General features: G+C 40.8%; 16 protein-coding genes and 2 tRNA genes. 9 read left to right on the top strand and 9 right to left on the bottom strand.

Going from position 1 to position 18,988, the window contains the following annotated elements; all coding sequences use genetic code 11:
- Position 1 precedes the first annotated feature (1 nt).
- Both B4F91_RS05015 and B4F91_RS05020 read left to right on the top strand, forming a co-directional pair.
- Positions 2 to 86: transfer RNA gene (locus B4F91_RS05015), tRNA-Leu, on the top strand.
- Positions 87 to 125: 39 nt separating this feature from the next.
- A tRNA-Gln gene (locus B4F91_RS05020) sits at positions 126 to 200 on the top strand.
- A gap of 4 nt (positions 201 to 204) precedes the next feature.
- Here B4F91_RS05020 and B4F91_RS05025 read toward each other — a convergent pair.
- Both B4F91_RS05025 and B4F91_RS05030 read right to left on the bottom strand, forming a co-directional pair.
- A complete protein-coding gene (locus B4F91_RS05025) occupies positions 205 to 1,794 on the bottom strand; it encodes a putative bifunctional diguanylate cyclase/phosphodiesterase (RefSeq protein WP_054983450.1) in 1,590 nt (529 codons plus the stop codon).
- Between the two features lie 156 nt (positions 1,795 to 1,950).
- On the bottom strand, positions 1,951 to 3,120 hold the full coding sequence (locus B4F91_RS05030) for an FAD-dependent monooxygenase (protein ID WP_286938157.1): 1,170 nt from the start codon (positions 3,118 to 3,120) through the stop codon (positions 1,951 to 1,953).
- Positions 3,121 to 3,376: 256 nt separating this feature from the next.
- Between B4F91_RS05030 and miaB the strand changes: the two genes are divergently transcribed.
- The 5 genes from miaB to lnt are packed head-to-tail and all read left to right on the top strand — an operon-like array spanning position 3,377 to position 8,842.
- A complete protein-coding gene (gene miaB, locus B4F91_RS05035) occupies positions 3,377 to 4,825 on the top strand; it encodes a tRNA (N6-isopentenyl adenosine(37)-C2)-methylthiotransferase MiaB (protein WP_286938159.1) in 1,449 nt (482 codons plus the stop codon).
- A 57-nt stretch (positions 4,826 to 4,882) separates the two neighbouring features.
- A complete protein-coding gene (locus B4F91_RS05040; RefSeq protein ID WP_004589461.1) occupies positions 4,883 to 5,941 on the top strand; it encodes a PhoH family protein in 1,059 nt (352 codons plus the stop codon).
- Between the two features lie 4 nt (positions 5,942 to 5,945).
- Positions 5,946 to 6,404, top strand: coding sequence for an rRNA maturation RNase YbeY (gene ybeY / locus B4F91_RS05045; protein ID WP_024033864.1), 459 nt, complete (start codon positions 5,946 to 5,948; stop codon positions 6,402 to 6,404).
- A gap of 22 nt (positions 6,405 to 6,426) precedes the next feature.
- The gene (gene corC / locus B4F91_RS05050) at positions 6,427 to 7,311 is read left to right on the top strand and encodes a CNNM family magnesium/cobalt transport protein CorC (protein ID WP_004589463.1); all 885 of its coding nucleotides are present in this window, start codon (positions 6,427 to 6,429) and stop codon (positions 7,309 to 7,311) included.
- Complete coding sequence (lnt, locus tag B4F91_RS05055; protein WP_286938162.1) at positions 7,292 to 8,842, top strand: apolipoprotein N-acyltransferase; 1,551 nt, start codon at positions 7,292 to 7,294, stop codon at positions 8,840 to 8,842. The genes corC and lnt overlap by 20 nt, the downstream gene beginning before the upstream one ends.
- 145 nt (positions 8,843 to 8,987) lie before the next feature.
- Here lnt and B4F91_RS05060 read toward each other — a convergent pair whose 3' ends face one another.
- The 6 genes from B4F91_RS05060 to B4F91_RS05085 form a co-directional block, all read right to left on the bottom strand.
- The gene (locus B4F91_RS05060) at positions 8,988 to 9,833 is read right to left on the bottom strand and encodes a hypothetical protein (RefSeq protein WP_286938166.1); all 846 of its coding nucleotides are present in this window, start codon (positions 9,831 to 9,833) and stop codon (positions 8,988 to 8,990) included.
- Positions 9,834 to 9,884: 51 nt separating this feature from the next.
- The gene (locus B4F91_RS05065; protein WP_286938168.1) at positions 9,885 to 10,133 is read right to left on the bottom strand and encodes a hypothetical protein; all 249 of its coding nucleotides are present in this window, start codon (positions 10,131 to 10,133) and stop codon (positions 9,885 to 9,887) included.
- 436 nt (positions 10,134 to 10,569) lie between these two features.
- Positions 10,570 to 10,860 (bottom strand): type II toxin-antitoxin system RelE family toxin, encoded by a 291-nt coding sequence (locus B4F91_RS05070; protein ID WP_286938170.1) that lies wholly within the window; start codon positions 10,858 to 10,860, stop codon positions 10,570 to 10,572.
- Positions 10,850 to 11,101, bottom strand: a complete 252-nt coding sequence (locus B4F91_RS05075) for a type II toxin-antitoxin system Phd/YefM family antitoxin (RefSeq protein ID WP_004586953.1) — start codon at positions 11,099 to 11,101, stop codon at positions 10,850 to 10,852. Before B4F91_RS05075 ends, B4F91_RS05070 begins: the two co-directional genes overlap by 11 nt.
- 83 nt (positions 11,102 to 11,184) lie before the next feature.
- Positions 11,185 to 12,267 carry an RDD family protein gene (locus B4F91_RS05080; RefSeq protein ID WP_286938172.1) on the bottom strand — a complete coding sequence of 361 codons (1,083 nt, stop codon included), beginning with the start codon at positions 12,265 to 12,267 and terminating at the stop codon, positions 11,185 to 11,187.
- Positions 12,268 to 12,452: 185 nt separating this feature from the next.
- Entirely contained in the window at positions 12,453 to 13,538 is a 1,086-nt protein-coding gene (locus B4F91_RS05085) for an alkene reductase (RefSeq protein WP_286938175.1), read from the bottom strand.
- 216 nt (positions 13,539 to 13,754) lie between these two features.
- On the opposite strand from B4F91_RS05085, the gene zigA reads away from it, so the two are divergent.
- Positions 13,755 to 14,954, top strand: a complete 1,200-nt coding sequence (gene zigA, locus B4F91_RS05090) for a zinc metallochaperone GTPase ZigA (protein ID WP_286938178.1) — start codon at positions 13,755 to 13,757, stop codon at positions 14,952 to 14,954.
- Entirely contained in the window at positions 14,954 to 15,643 is a 690-nt protein-coding gene (locus B4F91_RS05095) for a DUF1826 domain-containing protein (protein WP_286938179.1), read from the top strand. Before zigA ends, B4F91_RS05095 begins: the two co-directional genes overlap by 1 nt.
- A 26-nt stretch (positions 15,644 to 15,669) precedes the next feature.
- Here B4F91_RS05095 and B4F91_RS05100 read toward each other — a convergent pair whose 3' ends face one another.
- Positions 15,670 to 18,429: a response regulator gene (locus B4F91_RS05100; protein ID WP_286938180.1), complete on the bottom strand. Its 2,760-nt coding sequence runs from the start codon at positions 18,427 to 18,429 to the stop codon at positions 15,670 to 15,672.
- Positions 18,430 to 18,988 lie beyond the last annotated feature (559 nt).

Here is an 18,988-nt window from a genome sequence, read left to right on the forward strand (position 1 = left end):
TGCGGGAGTGGCGGAATTGGTAGACGCGCTGGATTTAGGTTCCAGTATCTTAGGATGTGAGAGTTCAAGTCTCTCCTTCCGCACCATGTTCTTATCTAGAACTAAAACTATTCCAAATTTAGCGTTGGGATATCGCCAAGCGGTAAGGCACCAGGTTTTGATCCTGGCATTCCCAGGTTCAAATCCTGGTATCCCAGCCAATTTCTATATTATCCTGTACTCTTCCTCATTAGCATATTTGTGTATAAACTCATTAATGTTTACTGGCTTGCTAAAATAATACCCTTGCAAATAATCACAATCCATTAGCGTTAATGTTTGTTTAAGATCGTTATCTTCTATTCCCTCTGCCACCACTTTACAATTAAGTCGCGTCGCTAAAAACAATGTCGATTCAACAATCGCGTAATCTGCTATTTGAGTCAGCATGTCTTTTATAAATGACTGATCTATTTTTATTTGGCTTATTGGTAATTCTCGCAGTAATACCAAAGAAGAAAAACCCGTACCAAAATCATCTACACTAAATTCAAACCCTCTGCTATTTAGTTTTTGCATCATCGTGCGGGCGGCTTCTAGGTTTGTCATCATGGCGCATTCGGTTATTTCAAAAATAATTGCGTCGCTTAGCGTTGGGTCATGCTTTACTAGTTCTTCAACAAACTCATAAAACTCCGGGCTTTCTAAATCTTTAGTAGAAAGGTTTACATGCAACGAACCTATAAACCCAGCTGCTTTTAACTCCTTTAAGTGCTTTATTGTTTCTAGTAGCACCCATTTAGAAATATTTAATATCAACCCACTTTGCTCAGCAATGCCAATAAACACCTCTGGGCTAATAAATGAGCCATCACTTTGCGGCCAGCGTATTAATGCCTCTGCACCATGTACTTCATCGGCTCTGGCATCAAAAATAGGCTGTAAATAAAGCTCAAATTCGTGGTTTTTAATGGCGTGCTTAATACGTGAGGTCATATTTGAAAGCTCATTTGCTCGGGTGCTCAGCGCCTCAAAGTAATGTACATACAATTGCTGTGTGTCTTTAGCCTCATGCAGTGCTAAGTCTGCTTGCTTTAATAGCTCATTAGCGTGCGACGAGTGATTCGCAAAGGTTGTTATTCCCACAGTCACGTGTACACGTAAACTATGCTCGTAAATATGAAATGGGTGTTTGGTTGATTTTTTTATGGCTTCAATACATAAATTAATTGCCTCATTGGCTGAGTTATCAACAATAAGTGCAAATTCATCGCCGCCTAAACGGTACAGCTTGGCTATTCCCACAATATTATGGCTGAGAGTTTTTGAAAAAATGCTTAACAGCATATCCCCTACTTTATTGCCGTATGAGTCATTAATCGATTTAAAGCGGTTTAAATCTATAAGCATTAAATAAAACGAAGGCTCGTACTTAACTTGTTTGTTAAGCACCTGAAAAAACTTTTTTCGATTAGGGAGGCCGGTTAAGCTGTCGTTTTCGGCAAGGGTTCGTTGACGTTTTGCAAAGCGGTCTATTTTTAAAATACTTTTATAACTAAGCTGAATAACTAAATAAACAAAAGCGCCCCCGCCAAATAAAATTAGCGATACGCTCATAGCAATAAATCCGGCAATATCGTTATTTACAAAATAATAAAGTACATACCAATAACCCACTATAAAGCTAAAAATAAGCGCCAGTAGCAAAATCCACGAAACACGGTTAGTTTTTTTACAAATTTTTATTGTTGGCACAATGCTCAGCGTTAGTAGCAAAGCGCCAACAATGAGTATAAAAATAAAAAAATTATCCACAAACACACAACTTTTAATTGGTTAGTAGTTTGAGTATGGCAAAAAAACGCAATAACGGAATAAATTAATAGTGACAACTATGCAGGTGCCCAAGTGGCATAAGAAAGGGAGTGACTGGCTGTGCATTTATTAATTTAGCCAATCACTTAAGTAAATTTAATTAAGCTCCCCACTAATGGCGTATTTTAATACCCAGTTTTTTAAAGGACCGGTATTGTTAGCCATTTTTAAAAACTGGCTGCGTGCCCATTTTAGTGGCGTAATTTGATTAGAAAAACCAAAGTAACACGCATCCATCATGCTCATCATTAATAGGTTGGCTTTACGGCGGCTTCGCTCGTATTCTTTTAGTTTTAGCGGGCAACCAATATCATCAGCGTCCTCAAGCGCCTGTGCGAGTGCTACCACATCTTGAAAGCCTAAATTAACGCCCTGCCCAGCCAGTGGGTTAATTGTATGAGCCGCATCGCCCACTAACACCAAACGCCCATTAGAGTAATTATTTGCATGCTGACGGGTAAGCGGAAATACCGCATGGCTTTGTACCTCAAAATCCCCTGCAAGAAGCGGAAACTTATTTAAAACATGCGCTTTAATTTGCTCAGCCGTTAACCCTTTAAAGTTTTGTAAGGTATTGGCGCTGTCGTACCAAATTAAATTAGCGTATGGCGCCTGCATAGGTAAAAAGGCTAACGGGCCTGTAGGGGTAAATTGTTGCCATGTTTTTACTTGCTGCGGCGCATCTAGCTTTATTAGTACGCCCATGCAGTGCTGCTGATACTGCCACCCTGTTACACCAATATTTGCCTTTGCACGTAGCTGCGATTGCCCGCCATCGGCTGCAATAACTAAATCAGCAGTGTAACGGGTATCGCCATAAATAAGGGTGATTGACGTTATATCTTGCTCAATAGCACTTAAAGGTGCTGATTGTTCAATAACCTTAATATTATAATGTGCAAACTGCTGCCAAAGGCTTGCTTGTATTAAATTGTTTTCAATTAAATGACCTAAGTGCGAAGTATTAATATCGGCGCAATCAAATAATAGGTTGTCGCCACCGCGCTCAAATGCTTCTAACTGCGTGTAAGGTGCTAATCGATTTTGCCTTAAAATAGGCATAGCCCCTAGCTCGTCCAGCAGGTTTTCTGAAAAACGGTTAATAGCCGATACCCGTATATCTACCTGATCACTTGCTAAAATGGCGTCGGCGTTAATCAGTTTTTTTTCTATTATTTGTACTGATTTTCCTTGCTGTGCAAGCTTTATGGCCATGGCCGCACCGACCATCCCAGCGCCTACAACAATCACTTTATTTTGAGTCATGTTTTTCATCATTTGGTTAATACGTGAAACTGTTTTGATTGTACCGTAACTCGCCGCATTAGTGCGAGAGTATATAACTATCACGCTATTAAACTGCCTGTGTATTGATTTGAGATCACAAACATGAAAACTATACTTGGATCTGGGCGGGTATCCAGCTAAAATACGCGTCCTTTAAGTGAGCAACCTTGCTCCTTAATCCCGTTTTAAGCACATTTTTGTGCCACTACCGAATTGAACACGAGGCTATATTTCAATGAGCAAAAAGCTGCATATCAAAACTTGGGGTTGTCAGATGAACGAGTACGACTCTCAGAAGATGGCTGATCTTTTAGATGCAACCAACGGCTACCAGCTAACGGAAGAAGCAGCAGACGCCGACGTTATTTTACTTAACACCTGTTCAATTCGTGAAAAAGCCCAAGAAAAAGTATTTCACCAATTAGGTCGCTGGAAGTTATTAAAAGACGACAAGCCAGATTTAATTATTGGTGTAGGTGGTTGTGTTGCCTCACAAGAAGGTGACTCTATTCGCCAGCGCGCACCGTTTGTTGATGTTATTTTTGGCCCACAAACATTGCACCGTTTACCAGAAATGATTAAACAAGTGCAAGGCGACAAAGGCTCATCGGTGGTTGATATTTCGTTCCCAGAAATTGAAAAGTTTGACCGTTTACCAGAGCCAAAAGCAGAAGGCCCGTCTGCATTTGTATCAATAATGGAAGGTTGTTCTAAGTACTGTACTTTTTGTGTTGTACCTTACACCCGTGGTGAAGAAGTTAGCCGCCCATTAGATGACGTATTATTAGAAGTTGCGCAACTTGCTGAGCAAGGCGTACGTGAAGTAAACTTGCTTGGTCAAAACGTAAACGCATACCGCGGTGAAACACACGATGGCGAAATTTGTTACTTCTCAGATTTAATCCGTTATGTAGCAGCGATTGATGGCATTGACCGTATTCGTTACACCACCTCGCACCCGGTAGAGTTTACGCCAGATATTATTGATGCGTACGCTGATGTACCAGAGCTTGTTGATCACTTACACCTACCTGTGCAAAGTGGTTCAGACCGTATTCTTAATTTAATGAAACGCGGCCATACAGCGCTTGAGTACAAATCAACAATACGTCAGCTGCGTAAAATTCGCCCTAACTTAAGCATGTCGTCAGACTTCATTATTGGTTTCCCAGGTGAAAGCAAAACTGACTTTGAAGCCACAATGAACCTAATTAACGACATTGGCTTTGATATGAGCTTTAGCTTTATTTACAGTGCGCGTCCAGGTACGCCTGCCGCCGACTTACCTGATGACGTATCAGAGCAAGAGAAAAAAGAACGCTTATACCTACTACAAAACCGTATTACGCAAATGGCACAACAAATTAGCCGCCAAATGTTTGATACAGAGCAACGTATTTTAGTTGAGGGGCCTTCTAAAAAGAACCCAATGGAATTACGTGGCCGCACCGAAAACAACCGTGTAGTTAACTTTGTTGGCCCACACACAGTGATCGGCCAGTTTGTTGATGTACGTATTACCGAAGCGTTACCAAACTCTTTACGTGGCGATTTAATTCGTACAGAATCAGAAATGAACTTACGTCGTGATATTGCTCCTTCAGCTATTTTAACAAAAGCTGCAAGCGTTGAGCCAAAAATCGATACAACCAACGAAATTGGCGTAGCTACTTTCGTACCATAGTTGTATAAATTCATTGCGCCAGTAACCCTTATTGGCGCACCCGAATAGGAAGTAATTTTGAGTAATCAGTTAAAAACATTAGAGATTTATTTAGAACCTGCCGACAACAAACGCCTTTCTTCTTTATGTGGCCCGTTTGACGAAAACATCAAACAAATTGAACGCCGCCTAGGTGTTGAAATAATCCACCGCGACAACTTTTTTAAAGTAACAGGTAAACTGCACTCAAGTGCCGCGGCCGTAGACATTTTAAAAAACCTTTATGTTGATACTCAACCTGTTCGTGGCGAAATTGGTGAAATAGAGCCCGACAACGTACATTTAGCCATTACCGAATCAAAAGCCCTAGAACAAGAAGTGCCGCAAAGTGCGTACGGCAAAGAAATGTTTATTAAAACCCGCCGTGGCGTAATTAAACCGCGTAACGACAACCAAGGTTTGTATGTTGCTAATATTTTGCATCACGACATTACCTTTGGTATTGGCCCTGCCGGTACAGGTAAAACCTACCTTGCAGTTGCAGCCGCAGTAGATGCCCTAGAGCGCCAAGAAATACGTCGTATATTACTTACCCGCCCAGCGGTAGAAGCCGGTGAAAAACTGGGCTTTTTACCAGGCGATTTAAGCCAAAAGGTAGACCCATACCTGCGCCCTCTTTACGATGCGCTATTTGAAATGCTTGGCTTTGAAAAAGTAGAAAAACTTATTGAAAAACACATTATTGAAATTGCCCCACTTGCTTACATGCGTGGCCGTACACTAAATGATGCGTTTATTATTTTAGATGAAAGCCAAAATACCACCGCCGAGCAAATGAAAATGTTTTTAACCCGTATAGGCTTTAACTCTAAAGCAGTAATAACGGGCGATATAACACAAGTTGATTTACCACGCGGTGCGCGCTCAGGCCTTCGCCATGCAATAGAAGTACTTAGCGATGTTGAAGAAATTAGCTTTAACTTTTTCCAATCGCACGACATTGTTCGCCACCCAGTAGTTGGCCGTATTGTCGAAGCCTACGAGCGCAATGACGAAAGCGAGCGACTAAAGCGTATAGAAAAACAAAAAGCCAAAGAGCAACTTGCCGCTCAACAGCCGCCTTCAACTAAAGAGTAATACCGTGAGCACCGAATTAGATTTACAAATAGCGTGTGAGTTTGACAACCTCCCAAGCGAAGAACAATTTGCACTGTGGGCCGATAAAGCCCTGAGCAAGTTTCGTGATGAGTCTGAGCTGAGTATCGTTATAAGCGATGAAGCCCAATCACAACAATTAAACAACGACTACCGTGGTAAAAATAAACCAACCAACGTGTTGTCGTTCGAATTTGAAGCACCGCCAGGCATTGATTTGCCATTAGTAGGTGATTTAATAATTTGCCCAGCCATTGTATTGGCCGAGGCAATCGAGCAAGAAAAGTCATTTCATGACCACTTTGCCCATATGGTTATTCATGGATGCTTGCATTTACTTGGATTTGACCATATAAAGAGTGAAGACGCTTTTGAGATGGAAAGCATAGAAAAGCAATTACTTGCAGAGCTAAACATAGCTGACCCATACCGGGACGAAATTTAAATTAACGGAGCATTTAGACGCAATGAGCGACGATAACTCGCAATCTAGCCAGGGTTCTTCTGGCAAAACGTGGATGGGCCGCATAGCCCAAATGTTGCAAGGGGAACCCCAGAATAGAGAAGAGCTGGTTGAAGTAATTGCCGACGCGCAAGAGCGTGACGTAATCGACCCAGAAACCAAAGAAATGATTGAAGGTGTGCTTGGTGTATCCAAGCTTAAAGTGCGCGATATAATGATCCCGCGCTCACAAATGGTCACACTTGAGGTCGACAGCCCCCTTGAAGATTTGATCCCCATGATGGTCGACTCCACCCACTCGCGTTTTCCGGTGGTGTGTGAAGACAAAGACCACGTTGAAGGTATTTTGCTCGCAAAAGACTTGCTGCCGCTTATTTTAAATAAAGATGAGCACCTACCCTCACTGCGCGAATATTTACGCCCAGCCATGGTAGTGCCAGAAAGCAAGCGCGTAGACACCCTACTAAATGAATTTCGTCAGCAACGCTATCACATGGCTATTGTCATTGACGAATACGGCGGTGTATCGGGACTTGTAACCATTGAAGATATTCTTGAAATAATTGTCGGCGAAATCGAAGATGAACACGACGAAGAAGAAGATCAACAAGATATTCGCCAACTTGCTAAGCATGTATACGTAGTACAAGCGCTCACCCCTGTAGATGACTTTAACGAGTACTTTAAAACAGGTTACAGCACCGATGAAGCCGACACCATTGGCGGCACGGTACTACACGCATTTGGCCATATGCCAAGTCGCGGCGAAACAATTGAAATAGACGACTATCAGTTTAAAGTAACTAATTCTGATAACCGTCGTATTTTACAACTGCAAGTCACCGTTCCTAAGGTTGATGAAAACGACAGTGAAGAAACTACTAACTAAACTCACCCTGTTAGTAAAAGATAAAAAAGCATGGCTCGCACTGGTTGCGGGCCTTATTTTAACTTTTGGCTACGCCCCTTACCAAATTTGGCCCATCGCATTTTTTAGCATTGCCGCCATTATTTTTTGTATTAATCCAAACAACACAGGCAAAGCGCACGCAAAAAGCGCCGCTAAATATGGCTTTATATTTGGCTTAGGCTGGTTTGGCGCGGGTATTAGCTGGGTGCATGTATCTATTGCCACCTTTGGCGGCATGCCGCTTATAGCATCGCTCTCGTTAATGGCTTTACTGTGTTCATATTTAGCCCTGTTTCCGGCGCTGGCGTTTTGGGCTGCAACTCGCTTTGCAAGTGGCCCTAAAAGCATGGGCGCACTTCTAATTGCCACCATAGCCATTAGTGAATACTTACGTGGACACTTACTGACCGGCTTTCCGTGGCTAAGTTTTGGCTATACACAAACAGATGGCCCGCTTAGGCTGCTTGCCCCTTATATTGGCGAATTTGGCTTAACGCTTACCTGTGTTGGCATTGGTTTTGCCCTTTACAGGCTCACCCAAAAAGATTTTAAAACCCCATTAATAAGCGCAGCCGCTTTAGCGTTACTTGTTATTGGCGCATTAAATACCGGTAATAATCACTACTCTGGCAAAGAAATGTCGACCTTATTGGTACAAGGTAATATTAAACAGCACCTGCGCTTTGAACCCAGTGAGTTTTGGACCACCATGAGCAAGTACCAAGACTTAACACGCCCACATTGGGATGCCGACCTAGTGGTATGGCCCGAAGCCGCAGTGCCCGAAATAGAAGCCCTTGCCGACACGTATTTAGCCAATTTAGACAGCGCGGCCTCGTTTAATAAAACCGCATTAGTTACCGGTATTGTTGACTACCAGCTCGACACCAAAACCATTTACAACACCCTTATTGTGGTAGGTAATAAAGAGCACAACGACGAGCACGGCCATTACCGCTACCTAGACAAAAATCGCTACCGTAAGCACCAGTTGTTACCTATCGGCGAATTTGTACCATTTCAGGATATATTGCGCCCTATAGCGCCATTGTTTGATTTACCTATGTCATCGTTTACCCGTGGCGATAGAGTGCAAAACCACCTACGCGCCAATGGCTTTAACCTGCTACCTGCCATTTGCTACGAAATAGTATTTGCCGATTTAGTACGCGGTAACTACAAAAGCGACTCAGACCTGCTATTTACGGTAAGTAACGACGCGTGGTTTGGCGACTCTATTGGGCCATTACAACACATGCAAATAGCCCGCATGCGCGCATTAGAGTTACAACGCCCGCTGGTACGTGTTACCAACAATGGCGTAAGCGCCGTATACGACCCAATAAGCCACACTCAACAAACCATGCCACAGTTTGAAGCTGCAACCATGAAAGCCGATATAAAGCTTATACAAGGCGACAGCGTGTACAGCCAATACGGCAATGTGTTTGTATGGGGATTTGTGTTGTTGCTGGGAGTTGGTGGATTTGGGGTTAGGTTTAGAAAGTAAAAGTTAAACTGATTACGATAGTCTGTAGCTAAGGGCTGAGTATCCTTAGCTATTCGAATTTATAATTCTAACCTGCACTCAGTATAAATATAAGTTTTAATGCACCTTTAATATTAGCTCCGGCCGTGCATAGAGAGATATTGAATTAATGTGTTTTCGCTGATTCTCTAAGAGCTTCCTCACCCTGTTTAAAGTTTTGCTCATGACTCAAATCGTGCAAATGTGCGTATGTAATCTCTCTTAATGGTAACGCAACTAAAAACTTATCCCATGCTTCATACAATACGGAGCTATATTCTAATAATTTATCTCTGGAAACCTCATCTAAAGCTAAAGAGTTTAAATTATCCAGTAGCTCAAGTTCTTTTTCTTTCTCTATCTTTTTAATTACACTTTCATAAGGTGTGACTTCAATAAACTTTAAAGTATCCTTGTCACGATAGCCAGCTATTACAGGAAGAATATATATATCATTAGATTGTATTTTCGCCTGTATCTCATAGATATAACCTATATAAACTTTTCTATCAGACATTGTAAATAAAATTGGGAGTCCAGTTTTATTTGAACGGTGGAATAATCGAGAAAACTCAGGGCTATCTGCATCTTTTAAGAACTCATCCTCTAGGAGTTGCTCCCTATCAAATAGCTTGTATATCAACCATGGTATTACGATCGACATGAAAAAAGTTATTGTACTGATATCAACAATAGCAACCCAATGTTTTTCCACATGGGAAAATAACAAAACTTCCGTTAAAAACCAATGCCCTAAGTCGACATTAATATCGCATAAAGTTGCTACTTCACTGATGAGCAAGAAAATAAATGCACTGATAAGGAATGCAAACAAGCCTACGGAAGTAGACTTAAAAAATGTATGATAACCATTACTTCTGTGAAGAGGAAAGTGTGTTTTGTGGTAGTAATTCAGCAGACTATAGCCTGAGACTCCAAAAACAAGTAATAGTAATATTGTAGGTTTTATCATATGGTGCAACTAAAAAGTGCCTTATTAAATATAGGCACTTTATTTTAAATTTTAAGAGGTTGGATGAATCAACCTGCTAGCGGCTTGTAATTGCTCTTTTACTACAGGACTTTCTCTTAAAGACTTCATATCCACTCTAAACGTGTCATTTCTAGGCATATATACATCAATTTCACTTTTAGCGTGTTGAGCAAATAGTTTTTTTACTTCTTTGATTTGATGATCACTCAACTCAGTTGAGAGTTCTTTTAACTGTCTATCTATTTTAGGAGACAAACTAAAGAAATTGAACCAGCTCATAACGGCGCTCCTTATAAGTAACATAATTTGACAGGTTGGCTGTCGTGTAGCTTTTAATTCAGATCTACTACGATACTGATATTAATCGTCCTTACGAATATGTCAATAAATTGTATATTCAAACCATTAAATATTTAGACAAGCTATACGGGTACTACTGTTCTAAAAAGTCCATAAGCCTATAACATCAGCCACTGGACCATGCGTTTCACCTTCAAAGTATCGCTGATTTATATGTAAACCTCACTGATAGATTGTAGCTAATAAGTTTTGGCTAAAGTAATAGGCTCTGAGGCATTTACATTTATTGTAAAAAATAAATATAAAAATATTATTGATAAGACTTTCATACATATCCTTGTATTAAATTAATAGCTAACCAAGAAGAAACGCCCGCCCTTCTTTCAACAATCAAAACACCGCTTTTATTGATAAGCTATTCCTTAGCTCTTGAGGCTAACTTTTTATATATTGCATCTTTATCGCGTTTACCAATTGCGAGTACATACACCACAACTTCGTCATCAATAACTTCGTAAGCAAGGCGGTACCCTGCCGTACGCAATTTTATTTTATAAACATTATCAAAGCCGCGTAATTTAGAGGCTGGGACATGCGGATTATCTAAGCGCTCAGCAAGTTTCTTTTTAAACGGGCTTTTAAGTGGTGGCGCAAGTTTTTTCCACTCTTTTAAGGCTGCTGGTAAAAACTTTAACTTATAAGTCATCTATACTAACTTCAACCGCTTGAGATAAATCGCCTCTGCGGCTCTCAACAACTTTAGTTAGTTCATAATCATCCAATTGTTCCATAAGTTGCTCATACATTTGTGCAGGCACCAAGTAAGCTGCAGGCTTATTATGATTTAATATGGCTATTGCAGCGCCATCAGCTTCATTTAAAAGCGCGGTTGGGTTTTTTTTAAGTTCTGAAATACTTGCCGAACAATCAGCTAAAACCTGTCTCATATAACACCTATAAAGAACTAAATTAAGACCTTATTTTAGCCCTTTTTTTATCTAAAGCTATATATTTTATAATTGCTTATTTTCTAAGTAGTTTTTAAAGTCTCTTCTACCGTTTGTGCATTTACAACCTGGTTCACACTGCCCTGAATAACCACAGTCGCTGATATTTTATCTTGAATAGCTTGCCTGTTTGGGTCCCAGTACACTTGTAAAAAGCCTAATAAACCTGTTGCAAAACCGGCGCCGTATCCACCGTATCTGCCAAAACAATCAAGCATACCTAGTGGCTCGCCATTTAGTGAGACCACCCGAATATTACATACTTTTTTACCTGGGGTTTGTCCGCGCCATAATAATGAGAACAACGTAAAGTATACGGCTGCCCAGCCAAAACCAAGGCCTAGGTCTTGAATAATGCCTTTACCCCACTGCAAAATGCTGGTAACAGGTTTGGTTTGCTCGCTTTTAGTTTCAGCTTTTTCTGTGATATTGCTTTTATGAGTTACTTCGCCCGAAATGCTTTCTAGCTCTGTCTCATTATTTTTAAAATCATCTGCCGCAACGGGCTCATCATCAGATATGGCCATTAAGTGCAATAATGTGCGCGTAACTTCAATCCCTCCTACGTTTTGCATTTCAGCAAGCGCTGGTAATTGGCCAACTAAATTAGCTCGTGCAACGCTTTGGCAAGCATCATCGCAGTTTTTATCGCCGTCTGTTTGTGTTAAATAAGTGCGTATTATTGCTTTATCATGCTCGCTTAGCTCATCGTTTTGCTGTGTTTTTTCTATTTGAGGTGTTTGTATAACGGTATCGCCTTCAAAAAAATCAATTGCTAACGAGAGTACGGTTAATGAACTTACAAATAAAAAACTCGCGGCAAAAAGCTTTAAGGCTCTGCGCCAAAACGACGACATTTTTGGAAGATATTGCTGCGCAGTGCCTTTATAAAAAGCCATGGCAGCCACAAAGGCAATTAAAGTGGCGCTTAACTTAGCGGCCATAAATATTAAAGTGACATCAATAGTCATCGCCAATGCACGTTTAATTGGACTCGCTAATGGAATACCTAATAACGCTTGATCAATTTTAAAGGCATACGGAGTGATCACGTCTTTGGTTTCAGAGTCTGATAACGCGAGTTGCTCTATCTCTTTGGTTTTCATTTTTATTTTTATGTTTTTAAAATGGGTAAGCTATTTAACTTACGCGCTTTTTATTGTTATATCAATCCGCTTAATTAAGTGATCTATTTTGCGAATTGGTATTAGCTCAAGTTAAAGCTATTGATTTACCAGCATAAAAAAGGGCTGCATACATGCAGCCCTTAAAATACTTTATTTATAAATAATTAAGCGGTTGGGTAATCGGTATAGCCTTGCTCTGCACCACCAAATAAGGTGTCGGGGTTGTGGCTATTTAGCGGTTTACCTTGCTTTAAACGTGCTGGTAAATCTGGGTTAGACACAAACGGGCGACCAAAGCCAATCATGTCGGCCCAGCCCTGTGCTAGGGCTTCATCGGCACGTTCTTTAGTGTACTTACCTGCATAAATTAATACGCCGCTGTACGCTTTACGAATAGCCTGTTTAAACTCAACACTCATTAAAGGGGCATCATCCCAGTCGGCTTCAGCAATGTGCATATAGCCCACGCCAGCGTCGTTTAGTGCTTGAGCAACGGCTAAATATGTTTGCTCTGGGTTATCATCAACCGTGCCGTTAAGCGTGGTAAGGGGTGCAAGCCTTACACCTACTTTTTGACTACCAATTTCATCGCTTACTGCATTTACAACCTCTGTTAAAAAACGCAAACGATTTTGCACACTGCCGCCATATTCATCAGTACGGGCATTTGATTGCGAGTCTAAAAATTGGTTAATTAAATACCCGTTAGCGGCGTGTAGCTCTATGCCGTCAAAGCCTGCGTCTACTGCATTCTTAGCCGCTTGGCGAAATTCGCCTAGTACATTTTCAATATCTTGCTTGCTCATTTCACGCGGTAACTGAGTCTCAACAAAGCCAGGCTCGCCGTTAGTATCTACAAATACTTTTACGTCTTTTGCAGCAATGGCCGATGCCGATATAGGCTGCACACCGCCTGTGTTATCGCTGTGTGTTACGCGCCCTACATGCCAAAGCTGCGCAAACATAACGCCACCAGCATCGTGCACTTTGTTGGTCACCGTGCGCCAACCTGCGACTTGCTCGTTTGTGTAAATACCTGGTGTCCAGGCATAGCCTTTACCCAGCTCACTTATTTGTGTGCCTTCGCTTACTATTAACCCAGCACTTGCTCGCTGCGCGTAATAAGTGGCCATTAAATCATTGGCAATGTCGCCAGGCTGCGTTGAGCGCGAGCGAGTCATTGGTGGCATAACAATACGGTTTTTTAAAGTTTTACCTGCAAGTTCTATGGGTGAGAAAAGTAACATCATAATGCCTCCTAAGTTTGATGGCGCTCATAATAGCGCAGCTATATAAATTCAAAAATAGCAAAAAACACAAAATAGCTTTGTTGTATTTGCAAAAGTGTCTACTTATTCTTCTGCTGAGCATTACATACAAACCATTTAAAAAGTCATGCTAGTGCTAGAAAATTTAATTGATACAATATAACATACCAACAAATACCTATTAGTAAGTAAAATTAAATGATCAATAAACTGCCCGTCACAGTGTTATCAGGCTTTTTAGGCGCAGGTAAAACAACCGTACTTAGCCATATTCTTAATAACCGACAAGGAAAAAAAGTGGCTGTTATAGTCAACGATATGAGCGACATAAACATAGATGCAGCCACAATTAAAAACGATGTATCACTCAATCACAGCAACGAAAAACTCGTCGAAATGAGCAACGGCTGTATTTGCTGCACCCTACGAGAAGATTTACTTGTTGAGGTGGGTAAACTTGCCAAAGATGGCCGTTTTGATTATCTCGTCATTGAATCAACAGGTATTTCAGAGCCTCTACCGGTTGCCGAAACATTTACCTTTGCCGACGAAAACGGTATTTCTCTTGGTGATGTTGCCACCCTCGATACCATGGTAACCGTGGTTGATGCGGTTAACTTTTTAACCGACTACGAACAAGCAAACGATTTACAAGATACTGGCGAATCGTTAGGAGAAGACGACGAGCGAAGCGTGGCTGACCTACTTATTGATCAAGTTGAATTTGCCGACGTTATTTTAATTAGCAAAACTGATTTAGTCACCAATGAACAGCTCAATAAGCTTATTGCCATTTTAAATACGCTTAATACTCAAGCTAAAATGATTCCTATATCAAACGGCAATATTAATATTAACGAAGTGCTCAACACGGGCTTATTTAATTTTGCACGCGCCCAACAAGCGCCGGGTTGGCTTAAAGAAATGCGTGGTGAACACATTCCCGAAACCGAAGAGTATGGTATTAGCAGCTTTAATTATACGGCGCGCCGCCCATTTAACCCTGAAAAGTTTTATCACTTTTTGCACAACACCGAGCAATTTGGCAAGCTCATTCGCTCTAAAGGGTATTTTTGGCTCGCAACGCGCCCTTTATTTTGCGCGCAGTGGAGCCAAGCAGGCGGTATAGCTCATTACGGGTTTGCTGGCATGTTTTATAAAGCAATTCCTAAAAAAGACTGGCCCACAGAGCTCGAGCTACTTGCTGATATAAACAGTAAATGGGTAGAGCCCTTTGGTGATATGCGTCAAGAACTTGTATTTATTGGTCAGTCGTTAAATAAACAAGCCATGATTGAGGCGCTTGATGACTGCCTACTGCCAGAAGAAGCTGTGCTTAAAGGTAAAGATTTTTGGAAAACCTATAACGACCCGTTTCCAATTTGGGAGGAACTATAATGAACGCCTTAGCCCCTTTAACAGCGCAAATACAACCAAATATACAACTACAACGAAAAGCAGCTATAGATAACGATGCCAATGTTCTACCGCAAATTTATAACGAAGACACCAACATTGTTGTTTGGCAAAGAGACCTTGAACAAGTATTAACAAATGCCGTTAAAGCACTCATTAGCACTAATGCCATAAAACCACTTGAGCTTGCGGTATCACCCGATGATGCGTTTTATAAGTTAATTACTGCACTTAAACCAAATGATAATAACCGCGATGAAACTGATGCGCTGTGTAAAGATATAGCATTATTAGTTGAAATGTTTTGCTGCCTATTTGATTTAAAACACGCCGGTTTAAGACTAAAAATATTAGATAAACCTATGTGCCCGCGTTTTCATGTAGACAAAATTCCGTGCCGATTAGTGACAACTTACCAATGCGTTGCAACGCAGTGGTTAAATCACAGCGATGTAGAGCGCTCAAAGCTTGGAACTGGTAATTTGGGTAAGCCCGATGAAGAGTCTGGCTTATTTAAAAGCCTAAATAATATTAATCAGCTAAATCAAGGCGATGTTGCGCTACTTAAAGGCGAGTACTGGGATGAAAACGAAGGCGCAGGGCTTGTACATCGCTCGCCACCGGTGGCTGCAAACGAGCAACGCTTGTTGCTCACCCTCGATTTTATTTAAAATTTGTTGTGGTAATAAACGCTGCACTAATGGGCGTTTATCACCCTCGCGATTACTTCGTACAACCCTTGTGTATTTACCGGTTTAGATACAAAGTCATCCATGCCTACACTCAAACAGCGCTGCTTATCATCTTCATAGGCGTTTGCGGTAATAGCAACAATGGGCACATGTGCCTTTGTGTTTACCTCATTAGCCCGTATTGTTTGGGTGCACTCGTAGCCATCCATATTAGGCATTTGGCAATCCATTAAAATTAAATCAAAGCGATTACCTTCAAGTACTTTTAGCGCTTCTATGCCATCGGTTGCCATCACTAAGTTTACCTTTGTAGGCTCTAGCATTTTTGCAATTACTTGGCGGTTAATGGGGTTATCTTCAACCAGTAAAAGTGTTTTATCGCTTAAATTAGGCAACGACTTCGGCTGTTTAACGGGCTCTGGTTTGTTGGACTGTGCTTTAGGTGCACTTACGTAAAATTTAAGTACGCTGCCTTTGCCTGGTTCGCTGTTGAGGGTAATTTCACCCTGCATTTTTTTAATTAACCCTTGGCTAATTGCTAAACCTAAGCCTGTGCCACCATACTTACGTGCCACACCTACATCTGCTTGCGTAAACTCACTAAATAACAACGACTGCTGATCTTTTTCAATACCAATGCCGCTATCGGCTACGCTTATTAAAAGTTGCTCGTTTTCGTAATCAAACGATAAGCGCACAAAACCACGCTCAGTAAACTTATACGCATTAGAGAGCAAGTTAATAATGACTTGGTTTAAACGTAGGTCGTCTACTTTTACGCAATCTGGCAGCCTGTCGCTTTGGCTAACAATAAACTCGACGTGATCAGAACTTACAATGGGAGAAAACAACGACTTTATATTGGCAATAAACGGCGCAAGGTTAGTCGCCCGAGGGCTAATTTCCATGGCGTTAGCTTCTATTTTAGAAAAATCTAAAATATCGTTTAAAATTTTCAGTAAATTTTGTGCGCTTTTTTGCTGCGTATTTAACAGCTCTCGCTGCTCATCGGTTAATGAATTATCGCGTAATAAAACCTCACCCATGCCTAAAATACCGTTCATAGGGGTGCGTAGCTCGTGGCTCATATTGGCTAAAAATTGCGACTTAGCAACATTGGCTAAATTAGCCCTATTTACCGCTTTTTTAAGCTCTGTGGTTTGCTCTGCTACTTTGCCCTCTAGCTGCTGATTAAATTCGCTCAGCTGGGTATTTAACCCTTGGTTTCTGATATTAGAGGCTTGTAGGTTTTCTATTGAACGCTGAAGCGCATTAGCCAGTAATTCAAATTGCTGTTGTAGTTGCAATACCTCATGCCAGCTTGAGTCTGTATTAAACTTATGTGTTTTGGTTTTACCAAAGCTTTGCATTAGCGTAGTTAAGCTAGTGATTGGCTGCACTAATAAATTAGCAAGTTGGTGTATAAAAATAACCACCATAAGCATCAATATCGCACTTAACAAAATAGTGGGTAGCCAAGCTTTTGCCACCGACATACTTAAATGCTTACGATTATAAAAGGTAATAACTTGCCAGTGATTTTGTGGATCAATGTACCTAGAGCTGTGGTACACCTCGTTTTTGCTTGAACGAAATAGGTTTTTATCACCTAAATTACTGGTATTAAAGCCCTCCCAGTTAAAATGGCTCAGTATTTTAAATTCATCAAGGGAGCTAAATACCACTTTTTGCTGCGCATCTAGCACCACTAAATCGCCCGTGTACTCAAATAAGTTAGGTATAAACCGCTCTAAGCGGTCTAACTTTAACGAGCCCTCTACCACACCATAAAACGTATTGTTACGGTATATAGGTGCCGACAGCGCCACAATAGCCTCGTTACCTAGGCCGCGACCTTGAAACACGCCACTGGTATAGCCCAAAGGGAACTGCTGAGCTTGAGTAAAATATGCTCTGTCTTTAACACTACGCTGCGCAAGGCTAAGCCCCTCTATTAAATCGCTGGGCGAGCTAAGCTCTACAAAGCCATCTGGGTTTGCATATAAGCTGGTGGTAAAGCCTGGAAATAACGACATTAATCGTTTGAGCTGCACATCGCTTGCAGTGCCCTCACTTATTGCGTCGCTACTCATAACAATGGCGTTTTTATGAAATGCTAAATAATCATTTAATTGCGTGCTAATAGACTCGGCTTTTTCTTTTAGTTGAGCGTTTACTTCATACTCTAAGCGCGCATGATGATCGTTTACTAAAATTACACTGGTTAGCAATACCACTAAAATAATAATGACACTAACCACATAGCTTAAAATTTTTGCCAGTGGCCTCCCCTGATACGCACGGCTAGCGTAAGGTACAAATACACTAACTAAATCAACCACCGCCAAACTTATTAGCGCGTTAATTAAGTACTTTGATATCGCTACTATTAGCGTTAACCAGGCCAAGCCAATAACAAATTGGCCTATAACCCATACAAAGGGTAAACCAATACATAGCCAAAATACGCTACCCAGAGGAAGAATAGGTTTAGAGCGGCGTAAGCAAAAAGCATAAAGCCAACAAAGCTCGAGTAAATACACAATACTCGGCCAACAATGGCCCCACCTATAAAGTAAAAAACCAGAAACAATGGCAAGGCTTAGGCACGCGTAACGCAACCCAGTAAATACTAAGCTGCATAAAACAAACAATTGCCCAAACAAAAATTCGGAGCTGTCGAAAAAATACAATGGCGAGAGATTTACTAACCCGCCTAATAACCCTAATAAAACAGCGAGTGTCCACTTACTTCTTTGCGGCATTAATCAACCTTGGGGCACTTTGTTAACATTTTACATGTTAAAATTAATGTAATTTTTACATTATTACGTACAAGGCAAGGGTTGTCTAGCAGCAATAAAACAGGAACAGATACACATTACCCCCTATCAAAAAGCGTGTTATGTGTTTTTACACTTACTCTTTTTATGACTGCCACTTAAATTTAACTTAATATCCTTAAGCATAGGCTTAAGCATTTGCGATTGCTAAATAGGCATTAGCTAACGCTTCTGGAGCTGCGCAATAATCTACAATAAGTATTACTGTTGAAACATTTAGTGACTGTAATTTATTGCCAAGCTCAGTAGATGTGAGTTTTGCTTTGGCGTTGCTAAATAAGTAATTTGATTTTTTACATAAATAGTGAATGTTTCATCTGCTAGTGCAGTAAACGACAATAATAAAAACAGTGTGAATGTAAAAATGAGGTAGAGCGGTAATAGTGGAAAATCGATACTCGTAATATTAAATATTTAACGGTGTTATTAAGGAGTAATTTAAAAAGGAATGTATTTTCACCCAAATGAGGAATTTGGGTGG

The sequence above is a fragment of the Pseudoalteromonas sp. UBA6610 genome (genome assembly GCF_002433295.1).
GTDB classification, from domain to species: Bacteria; Pseudomonadota; Gammaproteobacteria; order Enterobacterales; family Alteromonadaceae; genus Pseudoalteromonas; species Pseudoalteromonas atlantica.